General features: G+C 72.2%; 13 protein-coding genes. 7 read left to right on the forward strand and 6 right to left on the reverse strand.

Translation table 11 applies throughout. The features are described 5' to 3' along the window. Positions 1-425: 425 nt before the first annotated feature. Both ACIG3E_RS08540 and ACIG3E_RS08545 read right to left on the reverse strand, forming a co-directional pair. Entirely contained in the window at positions 426-1,724 is a 1,299-nt protein-coding gene (locus tag ACIG3E_RS08540) for a citrate synthase (RefSeq protein WP_399612919.1), read from the reverse strand. Between the two features lie 220 nt (positions 1,725-1,944). After that, a complete protein-coding gene (locus ACIG3E_RS08545; protein ID WP_399612921.1) occupies positions 1,945-4,200 on the reverse strand; it encodes an ATP-dependent RecD-like DNA helicase in 2,256 nt (751 codons plus the stop codon). A gap of 181 nt (positions 4,201-4,381) precedes the next feature. Here ACIG3E_RS08545 and ACIG3E_RS08550 point away from each other — a divergent pair, with 181 nt between their 5' ends. From ACIG3E_RS08550 to ACIG3E_RS08575, 6 genes are all read left to right on the forward strand, one after another. Then, positions 4,382-5,440, forward strand: coding sequence for a LacI family DNA-binding transcriptional regulator (locus tag ACIG3E_RS08550; RefSeq protein WP_399612923.1), 1,059 nt, complete (start codon positions 4,382-4,384; stop codon positions 5,438-5,440). After that, the gene (locus ACIG3E_RS08555; protein ID WP_399612925.1) at positions 5,437-7,026 is read left to right on the forward strand and encodes a sugar ABC transporter ATP-binding protein; all 1,590 of its coding nucleotides are present in this window, start codon (positions 5,437-5,439) and stop codon (positions 7,024-7,026) included. The genes ACIG3E_RS08550 and ACIG3E_RS08555 overlap by 4 nt, the downstream gene beginning before the upstream one ends. Then, entirely contained in the window at positions 7,013-8,980 is a 1,968-nt protein-coding gene (locus tag ACIG3E_RS08560; protein ID WP_399612927.1) for a substrate-binding domain-containing protein, read from the forward strand. The genes ACIG3E_RS08555 and ACIG3E_RS08560 overlap by 14 nt, the downstream gene beginning before the upstream one ends. A 60-nt stretch (positions 8,981-9,040) precedes the next feature. Continuing rightward, positions 9,041-9,970: a ribokinase gene (locus tag ACIG3E_RS08565; RefSeq protein ID WP_399612929.1), complete on the forward strand. Its 930-nt coding sequence runs from the start codon at positions 9,041-9,043 to the stop codon at positions 9,968-9,970. Next, positions 9,967-10,362, forward strand: a complete 396-nt coding sequence (gene rbsD / locus ACIG3E_RS08570; RefSeq protein ID WP_138959826.1) for a D-ribose pyranase — start codon at positions 9,967-9,969, stop codon at positions 10,360-10,362. Before ACIG3E_RS08565 ends, rbsD begins: the two co-directional genes overlap by 4 nt. Positions 10,363-10,626: 264 nt before the next feature. Beyond that, entirely contained in the window at positions 10,627-11,040 is a 414-nt protein-coding gene (locus ACIG3E_RS08575) for a DUF937 domain-containing protein (protein WP_399612932.1), read from the forward strand. Here the strand turns inward: ACIG3E_RS08575 and ACIG3E_RS08580 are convergent. Genes ACIG3E_RS08580 through ACIG3E_RS08590 form a run of 3 tightly spaced genes read right to left on the reverse strand, consistent with a single transcriptional unit; the run spans position 11,000 to position 14,243 of the window. Further along, positions 11,000-11,851: a sugar phosphate isomerase/epimerase family protein gene (locus ACIG3E_RS08580; protein ID WP_399612935.1), complete on the reverse strand. Its 852-nt coding sequence runs from the start codon at positions 11,849-11,851 to the stop codon at positions 11,000-11,002. The genes ACIG3E_RS08575 and ACIG3E_RS08580 overlap by 41 nt on opposite strands. Beyond that, positions 11,848-13,095 (reverse strand): dihydrodipicolinate synthase family protein, encoded by a 1,248-nt coding sequence (locus tag ACIG3E_RS08585; RefSeq protein ID WP_399612937.1) that lies wholly within the window; start codon positions 13,093-13,095, stop codon positions 11,848-11,850. Before ACIG3E_RS08585 ends, ACIG3E_RS08580 begins: the two co-directional genes overlap by 4 nt. Continuing rightward, on the reverse strand, positions 13,092-14,243 hold the full coding sequence (locus ACIG3E_RS08590; protein ID WP_399612939.1) for a Gfo/Idh/MocA family protein: 1,152 nt from the start codon (positions 14,241-14,243) through the stop codon (positions 13,092-13,094). Before ACIG3E_RS08590 ends, ACIG3E_RS08585 begins: the two co-directional genes overlap by 4 nt. A 150-nt stretch (positions 14,244-14,393) precedes the next feature. Here ACIG3E_RS08590 and ACIG3E_RS08595 point away from each other — a divergent pair, with 150 nt between their 5' ends. Next, positions 14,394-15,446, forward strand: a complete 1,053-nt coding sequence (locus ACIG3E_RS08595) for a LacI family DNA-binding transcriptional regulator (RefSeq protein ID WP_399612941.1) — start codon at positions 14,394-14,396, stop codon at positions 15,444-15,446. Positions 15,447-15,741: 295 nt separating this feature from the next. On the opposite strand, the gene ACIG3E_RS08600 is transcribed toward ACIG3E_RS08595, so the two are convergent. Then, positions 15,742-15,924, reverse strand: a complete 183-nt coding sequence (locus ACIG3E_RS08600) for a hypothetical protein (protein WP_399612943.1) — start codon at positions 15,922-15,924, stop codon at positions 15,742-15,744. Positions 15,925-15,990: the final 66 nt, after the last annotated feature.

Consider the following 15,990-nt stretch of genomic DNA (forward strand, 5'->3'; position numbering starts at 1 on the left):
TCGGGTGTTACGGGGACATCTTGGGGGATGTCGCCGAAGGGGGTACCCCCAGCTCCTTGAGAGCTCGGGGGAGCGTTGGCCGGGGCACGTGCACCGGGGAGCTTTGAGCGGCCCTCCCGACTCCGTACGCGTCCCGGCAGATCGCAGTACCGCACCCAGACTCGGGCAGCACCTCAGACTCCCGGCCGGATCCCGTGGGGGGAATCCGCACCGGGGCAAAGGAAAGCGCCCCGACCGTCGACCCGTGGGGGGATCGACGGCGGGGCGCTTTTCGCTGGCGTGGGCGCCCTGAACCGGTTCAAAAGCCCGCGCTTGCGCGCTTGTCCTCAATCGCCGGACGGGCTTTATCGGTCTCGCTCCCCCGGCTCAAAGCACCGCGCTGACGCGCTCGTCCTCAAACGCCGGAGGGGCTGGGCGGGCCGGTGCTAGCGGGACTCCACCGGGACGAAGTCGCGGATGACCTCGCCGGTGTAGATCTGGCGCGGACGCCCGATCCGCGACCCGGGCTCCTTGATCATCTCGTGCCACTGCGCGATCCACCCCGGAAGGCGACCGAGCGCGAACAGAACCGTGAACATCTCGGTCGGGAAGCCCATGGCCCGGTAGATGAGACCGGTGTAGAAGTCCACGTTCGGGTAGAGGTTGCGCGAGACGAAGTAGTCGTCGGAGAGCGCGTGCTCCTCCAGCTTGAGCGCGATGTCGAGCAGCTCGTCGGACTTGCCGAGGGCCGAGAGGACATCGTGCGCCGCCGCCTTGATGATCTTGGCGCGCGGGTCGAAGGACTTGTACACCCGGTGGCCGAAGCCCATCAGGCGGACGCCGTCCTCCTTGTTCTTCACCTTGTTGATGAAGGAGTCGACGTCGCCGCCGTTGGCCTGGATGCCCTCCAGCATCTCCAGGACCGACTGGTTGGCGCCACCGTGCAGCGGGCCCCACAGCGCGGAGATGCCCGCGGAGATCGAGGCGAACATGTTCGCCTGCGACGAGCCGACCAGGCGGACCGTCGACGTCGAACAGTTCTGCTCGTGGTCCGCGTGCAGGATGAGCAGCTTGTCGAGGGCCGAGACGACGACCGGGTCGAGCTCGTACTCCTGGGCGGGGACCGAGAAGGTCATGCGCAGGAAGTTCTCGACGTACCCGAGGTCGTTGCGCGGGTAGACGAAGGGGTGGCCGATCGACTTCTTGTACGCGTACGCCGCGATCGTCGGCAGCTTGGCGAGCAGCCGGATCGTGGAGAGGTGGCGCTGCTTCTCGTCGAACGGGTTGTGGCTGTCCTGGTAGAACGTGGACAGCGCGCTGACCACGGAGGACAGCATGGCCATCGGGTGGGCGTCGCGCGGGAAGCCGTCGAAGAAGCGCTTGACGTCCTCGTGCAGCAGGGTGTGCTGGGTGATCTCGTTCTTGAACGTGGCCAGCTCGTCGACCTTCGGCAGCTCGCCGTTGATCAGCAGGTACGCCACCTCGAGGAAGGTGGAGCGCTCGGCCAGCTGCTCGATCGGGTAGCCGCGGTAGCGCAGGATGCCCTGCTCGCCGTCGAGGTAGGTGACGGCGGACTTATAGGCGGCGGTGTTGCCGTAGCCGCTGTCCAGGGTCACCAGACCGGTCTGGGCGCGGAGCTTGCCGATATCGAAGCCCTTGTCGCCGACAGTGGACTCGATCACCGGGTAGGTGTACTCGTCGTCGCCGTACCGCAGTACTACAGCGTTGTTAGCGTTCTCGCTCACGTCATCCCTCACCGACGTTGTGCCTCTTCTTCGAGGTGCCCTGACTGTCTCTACCATCCCCCATTTGGCCCTGGAGAGTGCACTCGGGGTCGACCATTGGGCCTACTAGCGGCACTCAGTGCCGCCAACCTGGTCATCCTGCCCCCTTCGTCCCCGTTCCGAAAGTGGTGTGTGACCTTTACGACTCAAATGATCGATCAACCGCGTGGGGGCGTTGACGTCAAGCCGTGTGGCGGCCCGCGAGCCGGTGGTCCAGGGCCGTGCAGCGCCTGCCCGCGGAGACCGTGCGCACGGCCTGCCCCAGAGCCTTGCGCGAACCGACGAGTACGACCAGCTTCTTGGCGCGTGTCACGGCCGTATAGAGCAGATTCCGCTGAAGCATCATCCAGGCGCCGGTGGTGACCGGGATCACCACCGCCGGATACTCGCTTCCCTGGGAGCGGTGGATCGTCACCGCGTACGCGTGGGCGAGCTCGTCGAGTTCGTCGAAGTCGTAGGAGATCTCCTCGTCCTCGTCGGTCAGGACCGTCAGGTGCTGCTCGTCCTGGTCCAGGGCGGTGACGACGCCGACCGTGCCGTTGAAGACGCCGTTGCTCCCCTTTTCGTAGTTGTTCCTGATCTGGGTGACCTTGTCCCCCACGCGGAAGACGCGGCCGCCGAAGCGCTTCTCGGCCAGGCCGGGGCGGGCGGGGGTGATGGCCTGCTGGAGCAGGCCGTTCAGCGTGCCGGCGCCCGCGGGGCCGCGGTGCATGGGGGCCAGGACCTGGACGTCCCTGCGCGGGTCGAGCCCGAACTTCGCCGGGACGCGGCGGGCCGCGACGTCGACGGTGAGGCGCCCGGCCTCCTCCGTGTCCTCCTCCACGAAGAGGAAGAAGTCCGCGAGGCCCTGGGTCAGGGGCGGCTGCCCGGAGTTGATCCGGTGGGCGTTGGTGACCACGCCAGACTCCTGCGCCTGCCGGAAGACGCGGGTCAGGCGCACGGCGGGGATCGGGCCGCCGTCGCTCAGGAGGTCCCGCAGGACCTCGCCCGCGCCGACGCTCGGCAGCTGGTCGACGTCGCCGACGAACAGCAGGTGCGCGCCGGGCGGGACGGCCTTCACCAGCTTGTTGGCGAGGAGCAGGTCCAGCATGGAGGCCTCGTCCACGACCACCAGGTCGGCGTCCAGGGGCCGGTCCCGGTCGTACGCGGCGTCGCCGCCCGGCTTCAGTTCGAGCAGGCGGTGGACCGTGGAGGCCTCGGCCCCGGTGAGCTCGGACAGGCGCTTGGCGGCGCGGCCCGTGGGCGCGGCGAGCAGCACCTTGGCCTTCTTGGCGCGGGCCAGCTCCACGATGGAGCGCACGGTGAAGGACTTGCCGCAGCCGGGCCCGCCGGTGAGGACGGCGACCTTGCGGGTCAGCGCGAGCCGGACGGCCGCCTCCTGCTCGGGGGCGAGCTCGGCGCCGGTGCGCCCCGCCAGCCAGCCGAGCGCCTTGTCCCAGGCCACGTCCTGGAAGCCGGGCATCCGGTCGTCGTCGGCGCGCAGGAGGCGCAACAGCTGGGCGGACAGGGACAGTTCGGCGCGGTGGAAGGGCACGAGATAGACGGCGGTGACGTCGGGGCCGCCGTCGGGGCCCGGCACGGACTCGCGCACCACGCCCTCCTCCTCGCCCGCGAGCTCGGCGAGGCAGTCGATGACCAGGCCCGTGTCGACCTGGAGGAGCTTGACCGCGTCGGCGATGAGGCGCTCCTCGGGCAGGAAGCAGTTGCCCTGGTCGGTGGATTGCGACAGGGCGTATTGGAGGCCCGCCTTGACGCGGTCGGGGCTGTCGTGCGGGATGCCGACGGCCTGGGCGATGCGGTCGGCGGTGAGGAAGCCGATGCCCCAGACGTCGGCGGCCAGGCGGTAGGGCTGGTTCTTGACCACGGAGATGGAGGCGTCGCCGTACTTCTTGTAGATCCGTACGGCGATGGAGGTGGAGACGCCGACGCCCTGGAGGAAGACCATGACCTCCTTGATGGCCTTCTGCTCCTCCCAGGCCTCGGCGATCTTCTTGGTGCGCTTGGGGCCGAGGCCGGGCACCTCGATGAGCCGCTTGGGCTCGTGCTCGATGACGTCCAGGGTGTCCACGCCGAAGTGGGTCGTGATCCGGTCGGCCATGACGGGGCCGATGCCCTTGATGAGGCCGGAGCCGAGATAGCGGCGGATGCCCTGGATGGTGGCGGGCAGCACCGTCGTGTAGTTCTCCACGGTGAACTGCTTGCCGTACTGCGGGTGGGAGCCCCAGCGGCCCTCCATCCGCAGCGACTCGCCGACCTGCGCGCCGAGCAGCGAGCCGACGACCGTGAGCAGGTCCCCGGCGCCGCGGCCGGTGTCCACGCGCGCGACCGTGTACCCCGTCTCCTCGCTGGCGAACGTGATCCGCTCCAGGACGCCCTCCAGGACGGCCATGCGGGGCGCGGGGACACCGGGCGAACCCTGCCGGGCAGCAGTCGACATGATCCGACGCTACCGCCGGGCACCGACAACGCGTCCGGCGATCCCCGCGTACAGGAGCGCGAGGGGCGGACGTGGCCTGGGTCACGATCTGGTTTCGGCCAGCCGCCAAGGGGTTGTCAGCCCTCGTGTAATCGTTTTCACTCCCTCGTGTAATCGATTCCACGAGGAGGTGGCATCGGCAGTGGCAAGCGTCGGCATCAAAGACGTCGCGGCCCGTGCGGGAGTCTCCGTGGCGACGGTGTCCCGGGTCCTGAACGGGCACGCGTCCGTCAGCCCGGCCGCCCGCACCCGCGTGCTCGACGCCGTGGCGGCACTCGGCTACCGGCCCAACACCCTGGCCCGGTCCCTGCGCACCGACCAGACGCGCACGCTCGGGCTCGTCATCAGCGATGTCCTGAACCCGTACTTCACCGAGCTGGCCCGCTCCGTCGAGGAGGAGGCCCGGGCGCTCGGCTACAGCATCATCTTCGGCAACGCCGACGAGCGGCCCGAGGTCCAGGACCACCACGTCCGCACCCTCCTGGACCGCCGCATCGACGGCCTGCTCGTCTCCCCCGCCGACGGCGGCTCCCCGCTGGTCCTCGACGCCGCGCGCGCGGGCACCCCGATGGTGTTCGTGGACCGGTGGATCGCGGGCGCGGACGTGCCCGTCGTCCGCGCGGACGGGCGGGCCGCGGTGCGCGACCTGGTGGCCCATCTGTACGCGCTCGGCCACCGCAGGCTCGCTATCATCGCGGGCCCCGCCGCCACGACCACCGGCAGCGAGCGCGTCGAGGCCTTCCGCGAGGCGCTCGCGGAGTACGGCCTCGACCTGCCCGCCGCCTACGTCGGCCAGGGCGACTTCCAGGCGGCGAGCGGGCGGCGCGCCACCGAGCGGTTCCTGGACCTGCCGACGCCTCCCGACGTGGTCTTCGCCGCGGACAACCTGATGGCGCTCGGCGCGCTCGACGCCGTCCGCGCGCGGGGCCTGCGCGTGCCGCACGACATCGCGCTCGCCGCGTTCGACGACATCCCGTGGTTCGTGCACACCGACCCGCCGATCACCGCGATCGCGCAGCCGACGGGCGAGCTGGGCCGGGCCGCCGTACGGGCGCTCGCCGACCGCATCGAGGGACGCGTGCCGCAGTCGGTGACGCTGCCCGCGCGCCTGGTCGTCCGGCGCTCGTGCGGCGAGCCCGCCGCCGCCGAAGCCCCCGAAGCCCCCACCGAGGAATCCCCTGCTGGAAGGAGCACCCCGTGAGCCACGACGGTGAGCTGCTGCGCGTCGAGGGCATCCGCAAGGCCTTCCCCGGCGTCGTGGCGCTCGACGGCGTCGACTTCGACCTGCGCGCGGGCGAGGTGCACGTGCTGCTCGGCGAGAACGGCGCGGGCAAGAGCACGCTGATCAAGATGCTGTCCGGTGCCCACCAGCCCGACGCCGGGCGCATCCTGGTGGGCGGCGAGGAGGTCCGCGTGCACGGCGCGCAGGACGCCGAGCGCCTCGGGATCGCCACCATCTACCAGGAGTTCAACCTCGTCCCCGATCTGACGGTGGCCGAGAACATCTTCCTGGGCCGCCAGCCGCGCCGCTACGGCCTGATCGACCGCAAGAGGATGGAGGCCGACGCGGCCGGGCTCCTCGCGCGCGTGGGCGTCGACGTGTCCCCGCGCGCCCGCTGCCGCGAACTGGGCATCGCCCGGCTGCAGATGGTGGAGATCGCCAAGGCGCTCAGCCTGAACGCGCGCGTGCTCATCATGGACGAGCCGACCGCCGTGCTCACCTCCGGAGAGGTCGACACGCTCTTCTCCCTCGTACGGGCGCTGCGCGCGGACGGCGTCGGCGTCGTCTTCATCACGCACCACCTGGAGGAGATCGCCGCGCTCGGGGACCGCGTGAGCGTCATCCGCGACGGCCGCAGCGTCGGCCAGGTGCCCGCGAGCACCCCCGAGGACGAGCTGGTGCGCCTGATGGTGGGCCGCTCCATCGAGCAGCAGTACCCCAGGGAGCGCCCCGAGGTCGCCACGGAGGAGGCGCCGTTGCTGCGGGTGCGCGGGCTGACCCGCGGCGGTGTCTTCCACGGCGTGGACTTCGAGGTGCGCGCGGGCGAGGTCGTGGGCGTCGCGGGCCTGGTCGGCGCGGGCCGCACGGAGGTCGCGCGGGCCGTCTTCGGCGCCGATCCGTACGACGCGGGCTCGGTGGAGGTCGCGGGCCGCCCGGTCCCCCGGCACGACGTGTACGCGGCGATGACCGCGGGCATCGGCCTGGTGCCCGAGGACCGCAAGGGCCAGGGCCTCGTCCTCGACGCCTCGGTGGCGGACAACCTCGGCCTGGTGACGCTGCGTTCGGCGACCAGGGCCGGGCTCGTGGACCGCGCCGGGCAGCGGGCGGCGGCCGAGCGGATCGCCGAGCAGCTCGGCGTGCGCATGGCGGGCCTGCACCAGCACGTGCGCACCCTGTCCGGCGGCAACCAGCAGAAGGTCGTCATCGGCAAGTGGCTGCTCGCCAAGGCGCGGGTGCTGATCCTCGACGAGCCGACGCGCGGCATCGACGTCGGCGCGAAGGTCGAGATCTACCAGCTGATCAACGAGCTCACGGCGGCCGGGCACGCCGTCCTGATGATCTCCAGCGACCTGCCGGAGGTGCTCGGCATGAGCGACCGGGTCCTGGTGATGGCCCAGGGCCGCCTGGCGGGCGAACTGGCCGCAGGGGAAGCGACGCAGGACGCCGTGATGGCCCTGGCCGTCAGCACCGCCACCGCCCTTGACCGGGCCGCCGCCGAGCGGCACGACAGCGCCCCCGCGGGGGACGACAACGACGAGAAGGGAGCCTCCCGTGGCGACCACTGACCTGCGTCCGGGCAAGCCCGGCGCATCCGGCGCGGGCGGCGGCCTCGACCTGCGCCGCGTGCTGCTCGACAACGGCGCGCTGAGCGCCCTGGTGGTCCTGGTGGTGGCGATGTCGCTGCTCTCCGGCGACTTCCTCACCACGCAGAACCTGCTCAACGTCGGCGTGCAGGCGGCCGTGACGGCGATCCTCGCGTTCGGCGTCACGTTCGTCATCGTCGCGGCGGGCATCGACCTGTCGGTCGGCTCGGTGGCGGCGCTCTCGGCGACGGTCCTCGCCTGGTCGGCGACGAAGGAGGGCGTGCCGGTCTGGATCGCCCTGATCCTGGCGGTCGCCACGGGCCTGGCCTGCGGTGTCGTCAACGGCCTGCTCGTCTCGTACGGGAAGCTGCCGCCGTTTATCGCGACGCTCGCGATGCTGTCGATCGGCCGCGGCCTGTCCCTGGTGATCTCGCAGGGCAGCCCGATCGCGTTCCCGGAGTCCGTGTCCAAGGTCGGTGACACGCTCGGCGGCTGGCTGCCGGTGCCGGTGCTCGTGATGGTCGCGATGGGCCTGATCACCGCGGTGATCCTGGCGCGTACGTATCTGGGCCGCTCCATGTACGCGATCGGCGGCAACGAGGAGGCGGCGCGCCTCTCGGGCCTGCGGGTCAAGCGGCAGAAGATCGCGATCTACGCGCTCTCCGGTCTGTTCGCGGCCGTCGCGGGCATCGTGCTCGCGTCCCGTCTGGTGTCCGCGCAGCCGCAGGCCGCGCAGGGCTACGAGCTGGACGCGATCGCCGCGGTCGTCATCGGCGGGGCGAGCCTCGCGGGCGGCGTCGGCAAGGCGTCGGGCACGCTGATCGGCGCGCTGATCCTCGCGGTGCTGCGCAACGGCCTCAACCTCCTTTCGGTGTCGGCGTTCTGGCAGCAGGTCGTCATCGGCGTCGTGATCGCGCTCGCCGTGCTCCTGGACTCGCTGCGCAGGCGGACGTCGGCGACGGCGGGCACGCCCGCGGGCAGTACGTCGTCGGGGGCCGGGCGCAAGGGCCCGCAGGCGGTGAAGTACACGCTGGCGGCGGTTCTCGCGGCGGCCGTCATCGCGGCGGCGTCCCTGTGGAACCACGGCTCTTCGGGTACGTCCACGAAGGTCGGCCTGTCCCTGTCGACCCTGAACAACCCCTTCTTCGTCCAGATGAAGCAGGGCGCGCAGGCCGAGGCGGCGAAGGCGGGTGTGGACCTGACGGTCACGGACGCGCAGAACGACGCCTCCCAGCAGGCCAACCAGCTGCAGAACTTCACCAGCGGCAACATGAAGGCCGTCATCGTCAACCCGGTCGACTCCGACGCGGTGGGCCCGGCGGCGCGCGCGGCGAACAAGGCCGGGATCCCGGTGGTGGCCGCGGACCGGGGCGTGAACAAGGCGGACGTCGCCACGCTCGTCGCCTCCGACAACGTGGCGGGCGGCAGGCAGGCCGCGAAGGCCCTCGCCGACAAGCTCGGCGGCAAGGGCGAGGTGGTGGTCCTCCAGGGCACGGCGGGCACGTCCGCGAGCCGTGAGCGGGGCCGGGGCTTCGCCGAGGGCATCAAGGCCTTCCCCGGCATCAAGGTGGTGGCCAAGCAGCCCGCGGACTTCGACCGCACCAAGGGCCTGGACGTGATGACGAACCTGCTCCAGTCGCACGGGGGCGTCGACGGCGTGTTCGCCGAGAACGACGAGATGGCGCTCGGCGCGGTGAAGGCGCTCGGCGGCAAGGCGGGCACGTCGGTGTCGGTGGTCGGCTTCGACGGCACGCCGGACGGCCTGACGGCGGTCGCGGACGGCACGCTGTACGCGTCGGTGGCGCAGCAGCCCAAGGAGCTGGGCCGGATCGCGGTGCGCAACGCGGTGGCCGTGGCCGACGACAAGAAGGTGCCGTCCCTGGTGAAGGTGCCGGTGAAGGTGGTCACGGCTAAGAACGTGAAGGCCTTCCAGTGACCGTACGGTGGCAGGGCGGCCACTTCAGGCGGCGTGAACAGCGCGAAAGGCAGTACGGGAATGGATGAGTACGACCTGTTGGTCGTGGGGTCGGCCAACGCCGACCTGGTGACGGCCGTGGCGCGGCGGCCGGGTGCGGGCGAGACGGTCCTCGGCTCCGACCTGGCCGTCCACCCGGGCGGCAAGGGCGCCAACCAGGCGGTGGCGGCGGCCCGGCTCGGGGCGCGCACGGCGCTGCTCGCGCGGGTCGGCGACGACGCGCACGGGCGGCTGCTCCTGGACGCGCAGGAGTCGGCGGGCGTCGACACGGCGGGCGTCCTGGTGGGCGGCGCGCCGACCGGGGTCGCGCTGATCACGGTGGACCCGTCGGGCGACAACAGCATCGTGGTGGCGCCGGGCGCGAACGCGCGGCTCACGCCCGCCGACGTACGGGCGGCGCGGGGTCTGTTCGCGGCGGCGCGGGTGGTCTCCCTCCAGCTGGAGATCCCGCTGGAGACGGTCGCGGAGGCGGCCCGGGGCCTGGCGCCCGGGGCCCGCCTCGTGCTGAATCCGTCGCCGCCCGCCCCGCTGCCGCCGGAGGTCCTCGGGGCCTGCGATCCGCTGATCGTGAACGAGCACGAGGCGCGGGTGATCCTGGAGGGCGCGGGCGCGGAGGTGCCGGAGTCGCCGGAGGAGTGGGCGGGGCGGCTGCTCGCGCTCGGCCCGCGCTCGGTGGTGGTGACGCTGGGCGCCGAGGGCGCGCTCGTGGCCACGGCCGAGGGCTGCGAGCGGGTGCCGTCGGTGAAGGTCGACGCGGTGGACACCACGGGTGCCGGGGACGCGTTCACGGCGGCTCTCGCGTGGCGGCTCGGTGTGGGCGAGGACCTGGTGACGGCGGCGCGGTACGCGGTGCGGGTCGGGGCCCTCGCGGTGACGCGGGCGGGGGCGCAGGCCTCGTACCCGACGGCCGCCGAGGTGGCGGAGCTCGGTGGGGCGGGCGCGGCGCGGTGAAGCGGGCGGGCATACTCAACCGCCATCTCGCGGGCGCGCTCGCGGAGCTCGGCCACGGGGACCGGGTGCTCGTGTGCGACGCGGGCATGCCGATTCCGGTGGGGCCCCGGGTGGTGGATCTGGCGTTCACGGCCGGGGTGCCGTCGTTCGCGCAGGTCCTCGACGGGTTGCTCGCGGAGCTCGTGGTGGAGGGCGCGGTGGCGGCCGTCGAGGTGCGGGCGGCGAATCCGGCGGCGGCCGGGCTCCTGGCGGAGCGCTTCCCGGGGGCCGCGCTGGATCTCGTCCCGCACGACGAGGTGAAGGAGCGGTCGGCGGGCGCGCGGCTCGTGGTGCGCACCGGGGAGGCTCGGCCTTATGCGAATGTGCTGCTGACCTGCGGGGTCTTCTTCTGAGATGTGCTGTGGGCTGAGCGCTGGCGGTGGTGTGGTGTTCGGCGCCCCGCGCCCGGCGCTTTCGAAGGGGCCCGGTCCGTCGACCGGGCCCCTTCGGTTTCCCCTCCCTTGTCAGCGCCCCATCGGATCCCCCCAGATCCGCCCCCCGGAGCGCATGACACCCACTACGACCCGTAACCCCCGGGTACGGTTGCACGGCTTCGGAAAGTTCCTCCGGAAGATTTCAGCGTGCCGACAAACCCACCCGGACGTAGCTTTCCGTACATGAGCGACACCTCATTCGAAGACGACGTGATGAACGAGCTGGGTGACGACAAGCTCCAGGAGATCGCCACCCTGCTCGGCACGGACGCGGAGGGGGCGCGCAGCGTGGTGGGCACCACGGCCTCCACCCTGTCCCCGCCCCTCCAGGAGGAGGCGGCCGCACAGGCACCCGCCCTCGCGGCAGAACCACCCCTCCAGGGCGTCGCCACACTGGGCGGCGGCCTCGGCGGGCTGCTCGGCGGCGGCATGATGGCGGGCGCCCTCGCCAAGGTCGCCAAGCCCGTGGCGACGGCGGTCTCGAAGAAGACGGGCCTGCCCGTGGCCACGGTCACCCGGGTGATCGAACTGCTGATCCCCGTGGTCCTCGCCGTGCTCAGCAAGCGCGCGGGCCGCACACCTCCGCGTACCTCCTGACGGTCTCCGCGAGGACCTCGCGGCCGTCCCGCGCCCACAGCTCCTCGTTGAACAGCTCCACCTCGACCGGCCCCGCGTAGCCCGCCCCGGCCATCAGGCGGCGCCAGTGGGCGAAGTCGACCGCCCCGTCGCCGAGCGGGCCCCGGCCGGTGAGCGCGCCGTGCGGCAGCGGCGTCGTCCAGTCCGCCAGCTGGAACGCGTGCAGACGGCCCGCCGCGCCCGCCCGGACGACCAGGTCGGGCACGGTGTCGTCCCACCACAGGTGGTACGTGTCCACACACACGCCCACCCGCTCGGCCGGGAAGGGCTCCACGAGGGCCAGCGCCTGCGCGAGCGTGGACACGACGCTGCGGTCCGCCGCGTACATGGGGTGCAGCGGTTCGACGGCCAGGCGGACCTCGCGGGCCGCCGCGTAGGGGGCGAGTTCCACCAGCGCCGCGGCCACGCGGGCGCGTGCCGCGGGCAGGTCGCGGTCGCCGGGTGGGAGGCCGCCGGTGACCAGGACCAGCGTGTCGGTGCCCAGCGCCGCCGCCTCGTCCACGGCCGCGCGGTTGTCGGCCAGGGCCCGGGCCCGCTCCGCCGGTTCCGCCGCGGTGAGGAAGCCGCCCCGGCACAGCGTGGTGACGGCCAGGCCCGCGTCCCGCACGAGCTTCGCCGCCGCCTCCACCCCGTACGCCCGGACCGGCTCCCGCCACAGGCCGACGCCCCGGACGCCGAAGTCCACGCAGGCCGCGACCAGTTCGGGCAGGGGGAGCTGCTTGACCGTCATCTGGTTGACGCTGAACTCCGCGGGTGCCGCCGTGCCCGTCATCGCCTCACCCCGTGGACCTCGCGGAGCAGGCCCATGCGGTGCTCCGCCAGGCCCGGGTCGGGGAACAGGCCAAGGCCCGCGGCCCGTTCGTACGCCGTCACGAGGTGGGGCAGCGAGCGCGCCGACTGGAGCCCGCCGACCATGGTGAAGTGCTCCTGGTGGCCCGCCAGCCAGGCGAGGAACACCACGCCCGTCTTGTAGTAGCGCGTGGGGGGCTCGAAGAGGTGGCGGGCCAGCGCCACCGTGGGGTCGAGCACCGCGCGGAACCCGGCCGGGCCCTCCGCGTCGAGCGCCCGCATCGCCTTCGCCACCAGGGGGGCCAGCGGATCGAAGACCCCGAGCAGCGCGTCGCTGAAGCCGTGCTCGTCGCCCGCGATCAGCTCCGGGTAGTGGAAGTCGTCACCCGTGTAGCAGCGGACGCCTGGCGGCAGGCGGCGGCGCAGCGCCTTCTCCCTGTCCGCGTCCAGGAGCGAGATCTTCACGCCGTCCACCTTCCCCGGGCGGGCGGCGACCACCTGGAGGAACGTCTCCGTGGCCGCGTCCAGGTCGCGCGTCCCCCAGTAGCCCTCCAGGGCCGGGTCGAACATCGGGCCCAGCCAGTGCAGGATCACCGGCTCCCTGACCTGGTCCAGCAGCCCGCCGTACAGGGCGAGGTAGTCGTCGGGGCCCCTCGCCGTCGCCGCCAGGGCCCTGGACGCCATGAGGATCGCCTGCGCTCCCGCCTCCTCCACCAGGGCCAGCTGCTCCTCGTAGGCGTCACGCACCTCGGCCAAGGCGGCCGCGGCCCCGGTGAGCTGGTCGGTGCCCGCCCCGCACGCCACGCGGCCGCCCACCGCCTTCGCCTCCGCCGCCGAGCGCCGGATCAGCTCCGCCGCGCCCGGCCAGTCCAGGCCCATGCCGCGCTGCGCGGTGTCCATCGCCTCGGCCACGCCCAGGCCGTGCGCCCACAGGTGGCGGCGGAAGGCCAGGGTGGCCTCCCAGTCGACTGCGGCGGGGCCCTCCGGGGGGATGTCCGCCTGGGGGTCCGCGACGATGTGGGCCGCGGCGAAGACTGTGCGGGGTTCGGCTTGCGTGGGGGTGCTTTGTTCTTGTTGGGGCTGGGGTGCTTTGTTGGCTGCCTGTGTTCTGTGGGCTGCCGCGTTGTCGGCCGTCGCGTTGTGGGCTGCCGCGTTGTCGGCCGTCGCGTTGTGGGCTGCCGCGTTGTGGGCTGCCGCGTTGTCGGCCGTCTCTTCGGTTTCCCTCACAGTGCGATCTCCGGTACGTCGATCCTGTGGCCCTCCGCCGCCGACCTCAGGCCCAGCTCCGCCAGCTGCACCCCTCGGGCCCCCGCCAGCAGGTCCCAGTGGTACGGCGCGTCCGCGTACACGTGCCTGAGGAACAGCTCCCACTGCGCCTTGAAGCCGTTGGTGAACTCCCCGTTGTCCGGCACCTCCTGCCACTGCTCGCGGAAGGCGTGCGGCGACGGCAGGTCCGGGTTCCACACCGGCTTCGGCGTCGCCGCGCGGTGCTGGACGCGGCAGCCGCGCAGGCCCGCCACCGCCGAGCCCTCGGTGCCGTCGACCTGGAACTCGACCAGCTCGTCCCGGTGCACCCGCACCGCCCAGGACGAGTTGATCTGCGCGACCACTCCACCCTCCAGCTCGAAGATCCCGTACGCCGCGTCGTCCGCCGTCGCGTCGTACGGCTTCCCCCGCTCGTCCCAACGCTGCGGCACGTGCGTCGCCGTCAGCGCCTGGACGCTTCTGACCCGGCCGAACAGCTCGTGCAGCACGTACTCCCAGTGCGGGAACATGTCCACGACGATGCCCCCGCCGTCCTCCGCCCGGTAGTTCCACGACGGGCGCTGCGCCGCCTGCCAGTCGCCCTCGAACACCCAGTAGCCGAACTCCCCCCGCACCGACAGGACCCGGCCGAAGAACCCGCCGTCCACGAGGCGCTTGAGCTTCCGCAGGCCCGGCAGGAACAGCTTGTCCTGGACCACCCCGTGCCGCACCCCCGCCGCGTGCGCCCGCCGGGCCAGGTCCAGGGCCCCCTCCAGGGTGGTCGCCGTCGGCTTCTCCGTGTAGACGTGCTTGCCCGCCGCGATCGCCTGCCGCAGCGCCGCCTCCCGCGCCGCCGTCACCTGCGCGTCGAAGTAGACCTCCACGGCCGGGTCCGCCAGGACCTCCGCCAGGTCCGTCGACCAGTGCGTCAGGCCGTAGCGGTCCGCTAGCTCGCGCAGCGCGCCCTCCCTGCGGCCCACCAGGACCGGCTCCGGCCACAGCCGGGTGCCGTCGCCCAGGTCGAGGCCGCCCTCCTCGCGCAGCGCGAGCAAGGAGCGGACCAGGTGCTGGTGGTGACCCATCCGTCCGGTCACGCCGTTCATGGCGATGCGGACCGTCCTGCCTGTCACGTGAGTTCCTCCCTGGGGCCCGGGGGTGGCTCTTGGGGCGGGTTCGCGTCGATCCACCTGCCCTTCGAGGCGTAGCAAGCGCTTTCTACGGGGGAGAAGCTAGCCTGCGGACAACGTTCGTACAAGACCGGAGGACCGGAGGACCACTAGATGACCGTGACCCTGGCGGACGTGGCGGCCCGCGCCCAGGTGTCCCCCGCCACCGTCTCCCGCGTACTGAACGGCAACTACCCCGTCGCCGCCGCCACCCGCGAGCGCGTCCTGCGCGCCGTCGACGAGCTCGACTACGTCCTCAACGGGCCCGCTAGTTCGCTCGCCGCCGCGACCTCCGACCTCGTCGGCATCCTCGTCAACGACATAGCCGACCCCTTCTTCGGCATCATCGCGAGCGCCGTCCAGTCCGAGATCGGCGGGCCCGGCGGGCGCGCCGGGGGCGAGCGCATGGCCGTCGTCTGCAACACGGGTGGCTCCCCCGAGCGCGAGCTGACCTATCTGACGCTCCTCCAGCGGCAGCGGGCCGCCGCCGTCGTGCTCACCGGGGGTACCAGCGAGGATCCCGAGCACGCGGTGGCCATCGGGGCCAAGCTGCGGCGGCTCGGGGACGCCGGGTCCCGGGTGGTGCTGTGCGGGCGCCCTCCTGCCGAGGGGGCTCCGGACTCCGTCGCCCTCACCTTCGACAACCGGGGTGGCGGGCGGCGGCTCACCGAGCATGTGCTCGGGCTCGGGCATCGGCGCGTGGGGTACATCGCGGGGCCCGTGGACCGGACCACCACGCGGCACCGGCTCGAAGGGCACCAGGAAGCCCTCGCGGCGGCCGGGCTCCCCGATGATCCCCGGCTGACGTTGCACGGGCCCTACGACCGGCGCTCCGGATACGACGCCACGCTCGAACTCCTGCGGCGCGAGCCCTCGTTGACCGCCGTCGTCGCCGCGAACGACACCGTCGCCCTGGGGGCGTGCGCCGCCCTGCGGGACCGGGGGCTCTCGATTCCCGGGGACGTGTCCGTGGCCGGGTTCGACGACCTGCCGTTCAGCGTGGACGCGGTGCCCGCGCTCACCACCGTGCGGTTGCCGCTGTACGAGGCCGGGGCTCGGGCCGGGCGGATCGCCATGGGGCGGGAGGAGGAGCCGCCTGGGGGGATCGCCACGGTGCATGGGGAGTTGATGGTGCGGGGGTCTACGGGGGCTCCTGCCGGGGGCTAGCGCTGGGCGCCGGTCCGTTGTGGTGCCGGTTCGCTTCCCTCCTTGCTGCCGCGCCTTGCGGCCGGTGCCGGTTCGCTTCCCTCCTTGCCGCCGTGCCTTGCGGCCGGTACCGGTTCGCTTTCCTCTTTCCCGCCGTGCTTCACGCCTGCCGTGCCGTAGGGGCGGGGCCCCGGCGGTATGTCCGTCCTCGCCGTCATGTGCGCGGGGTGGGTTTCCGCCCGGGGCAGTGCCGTTGCTGTGCTGCGGGCGGACATACCGCCGTGTCCCCTTCTGTTTCGTCGGCGACTGACCGTGCTCAGTGGCCGATCGTCCAACTGCCCACTTCGTTGTACTCGGAGTCGTAGATCTTCTGTGTCGTGCCGGGGGTCAGCTCGCAGTGCCGGAGGTTGCCCGCCCAGTAGCGCAGGATCCGGGGCAGTTCGTGGTGCGCCGCCGTCTCGTCGCATTCGACTTCCAGGTGGAATCTCATGGCTTCCATCGTTTCATTGATATTGCTCTTGAGAGTTTTCTGTTCTTGGGTCGTGGAATGCTGGTGTAAGTCTCA

This window comes from Streptomyces sp. NPDC053474 (genome assembly GCF_044544845.1).
Taxonomy (GTDB): Bacteria; Actinomycetota; Actinomycetes; order Streptomycetales; family Streptomycetaceae; genus Streptomyces.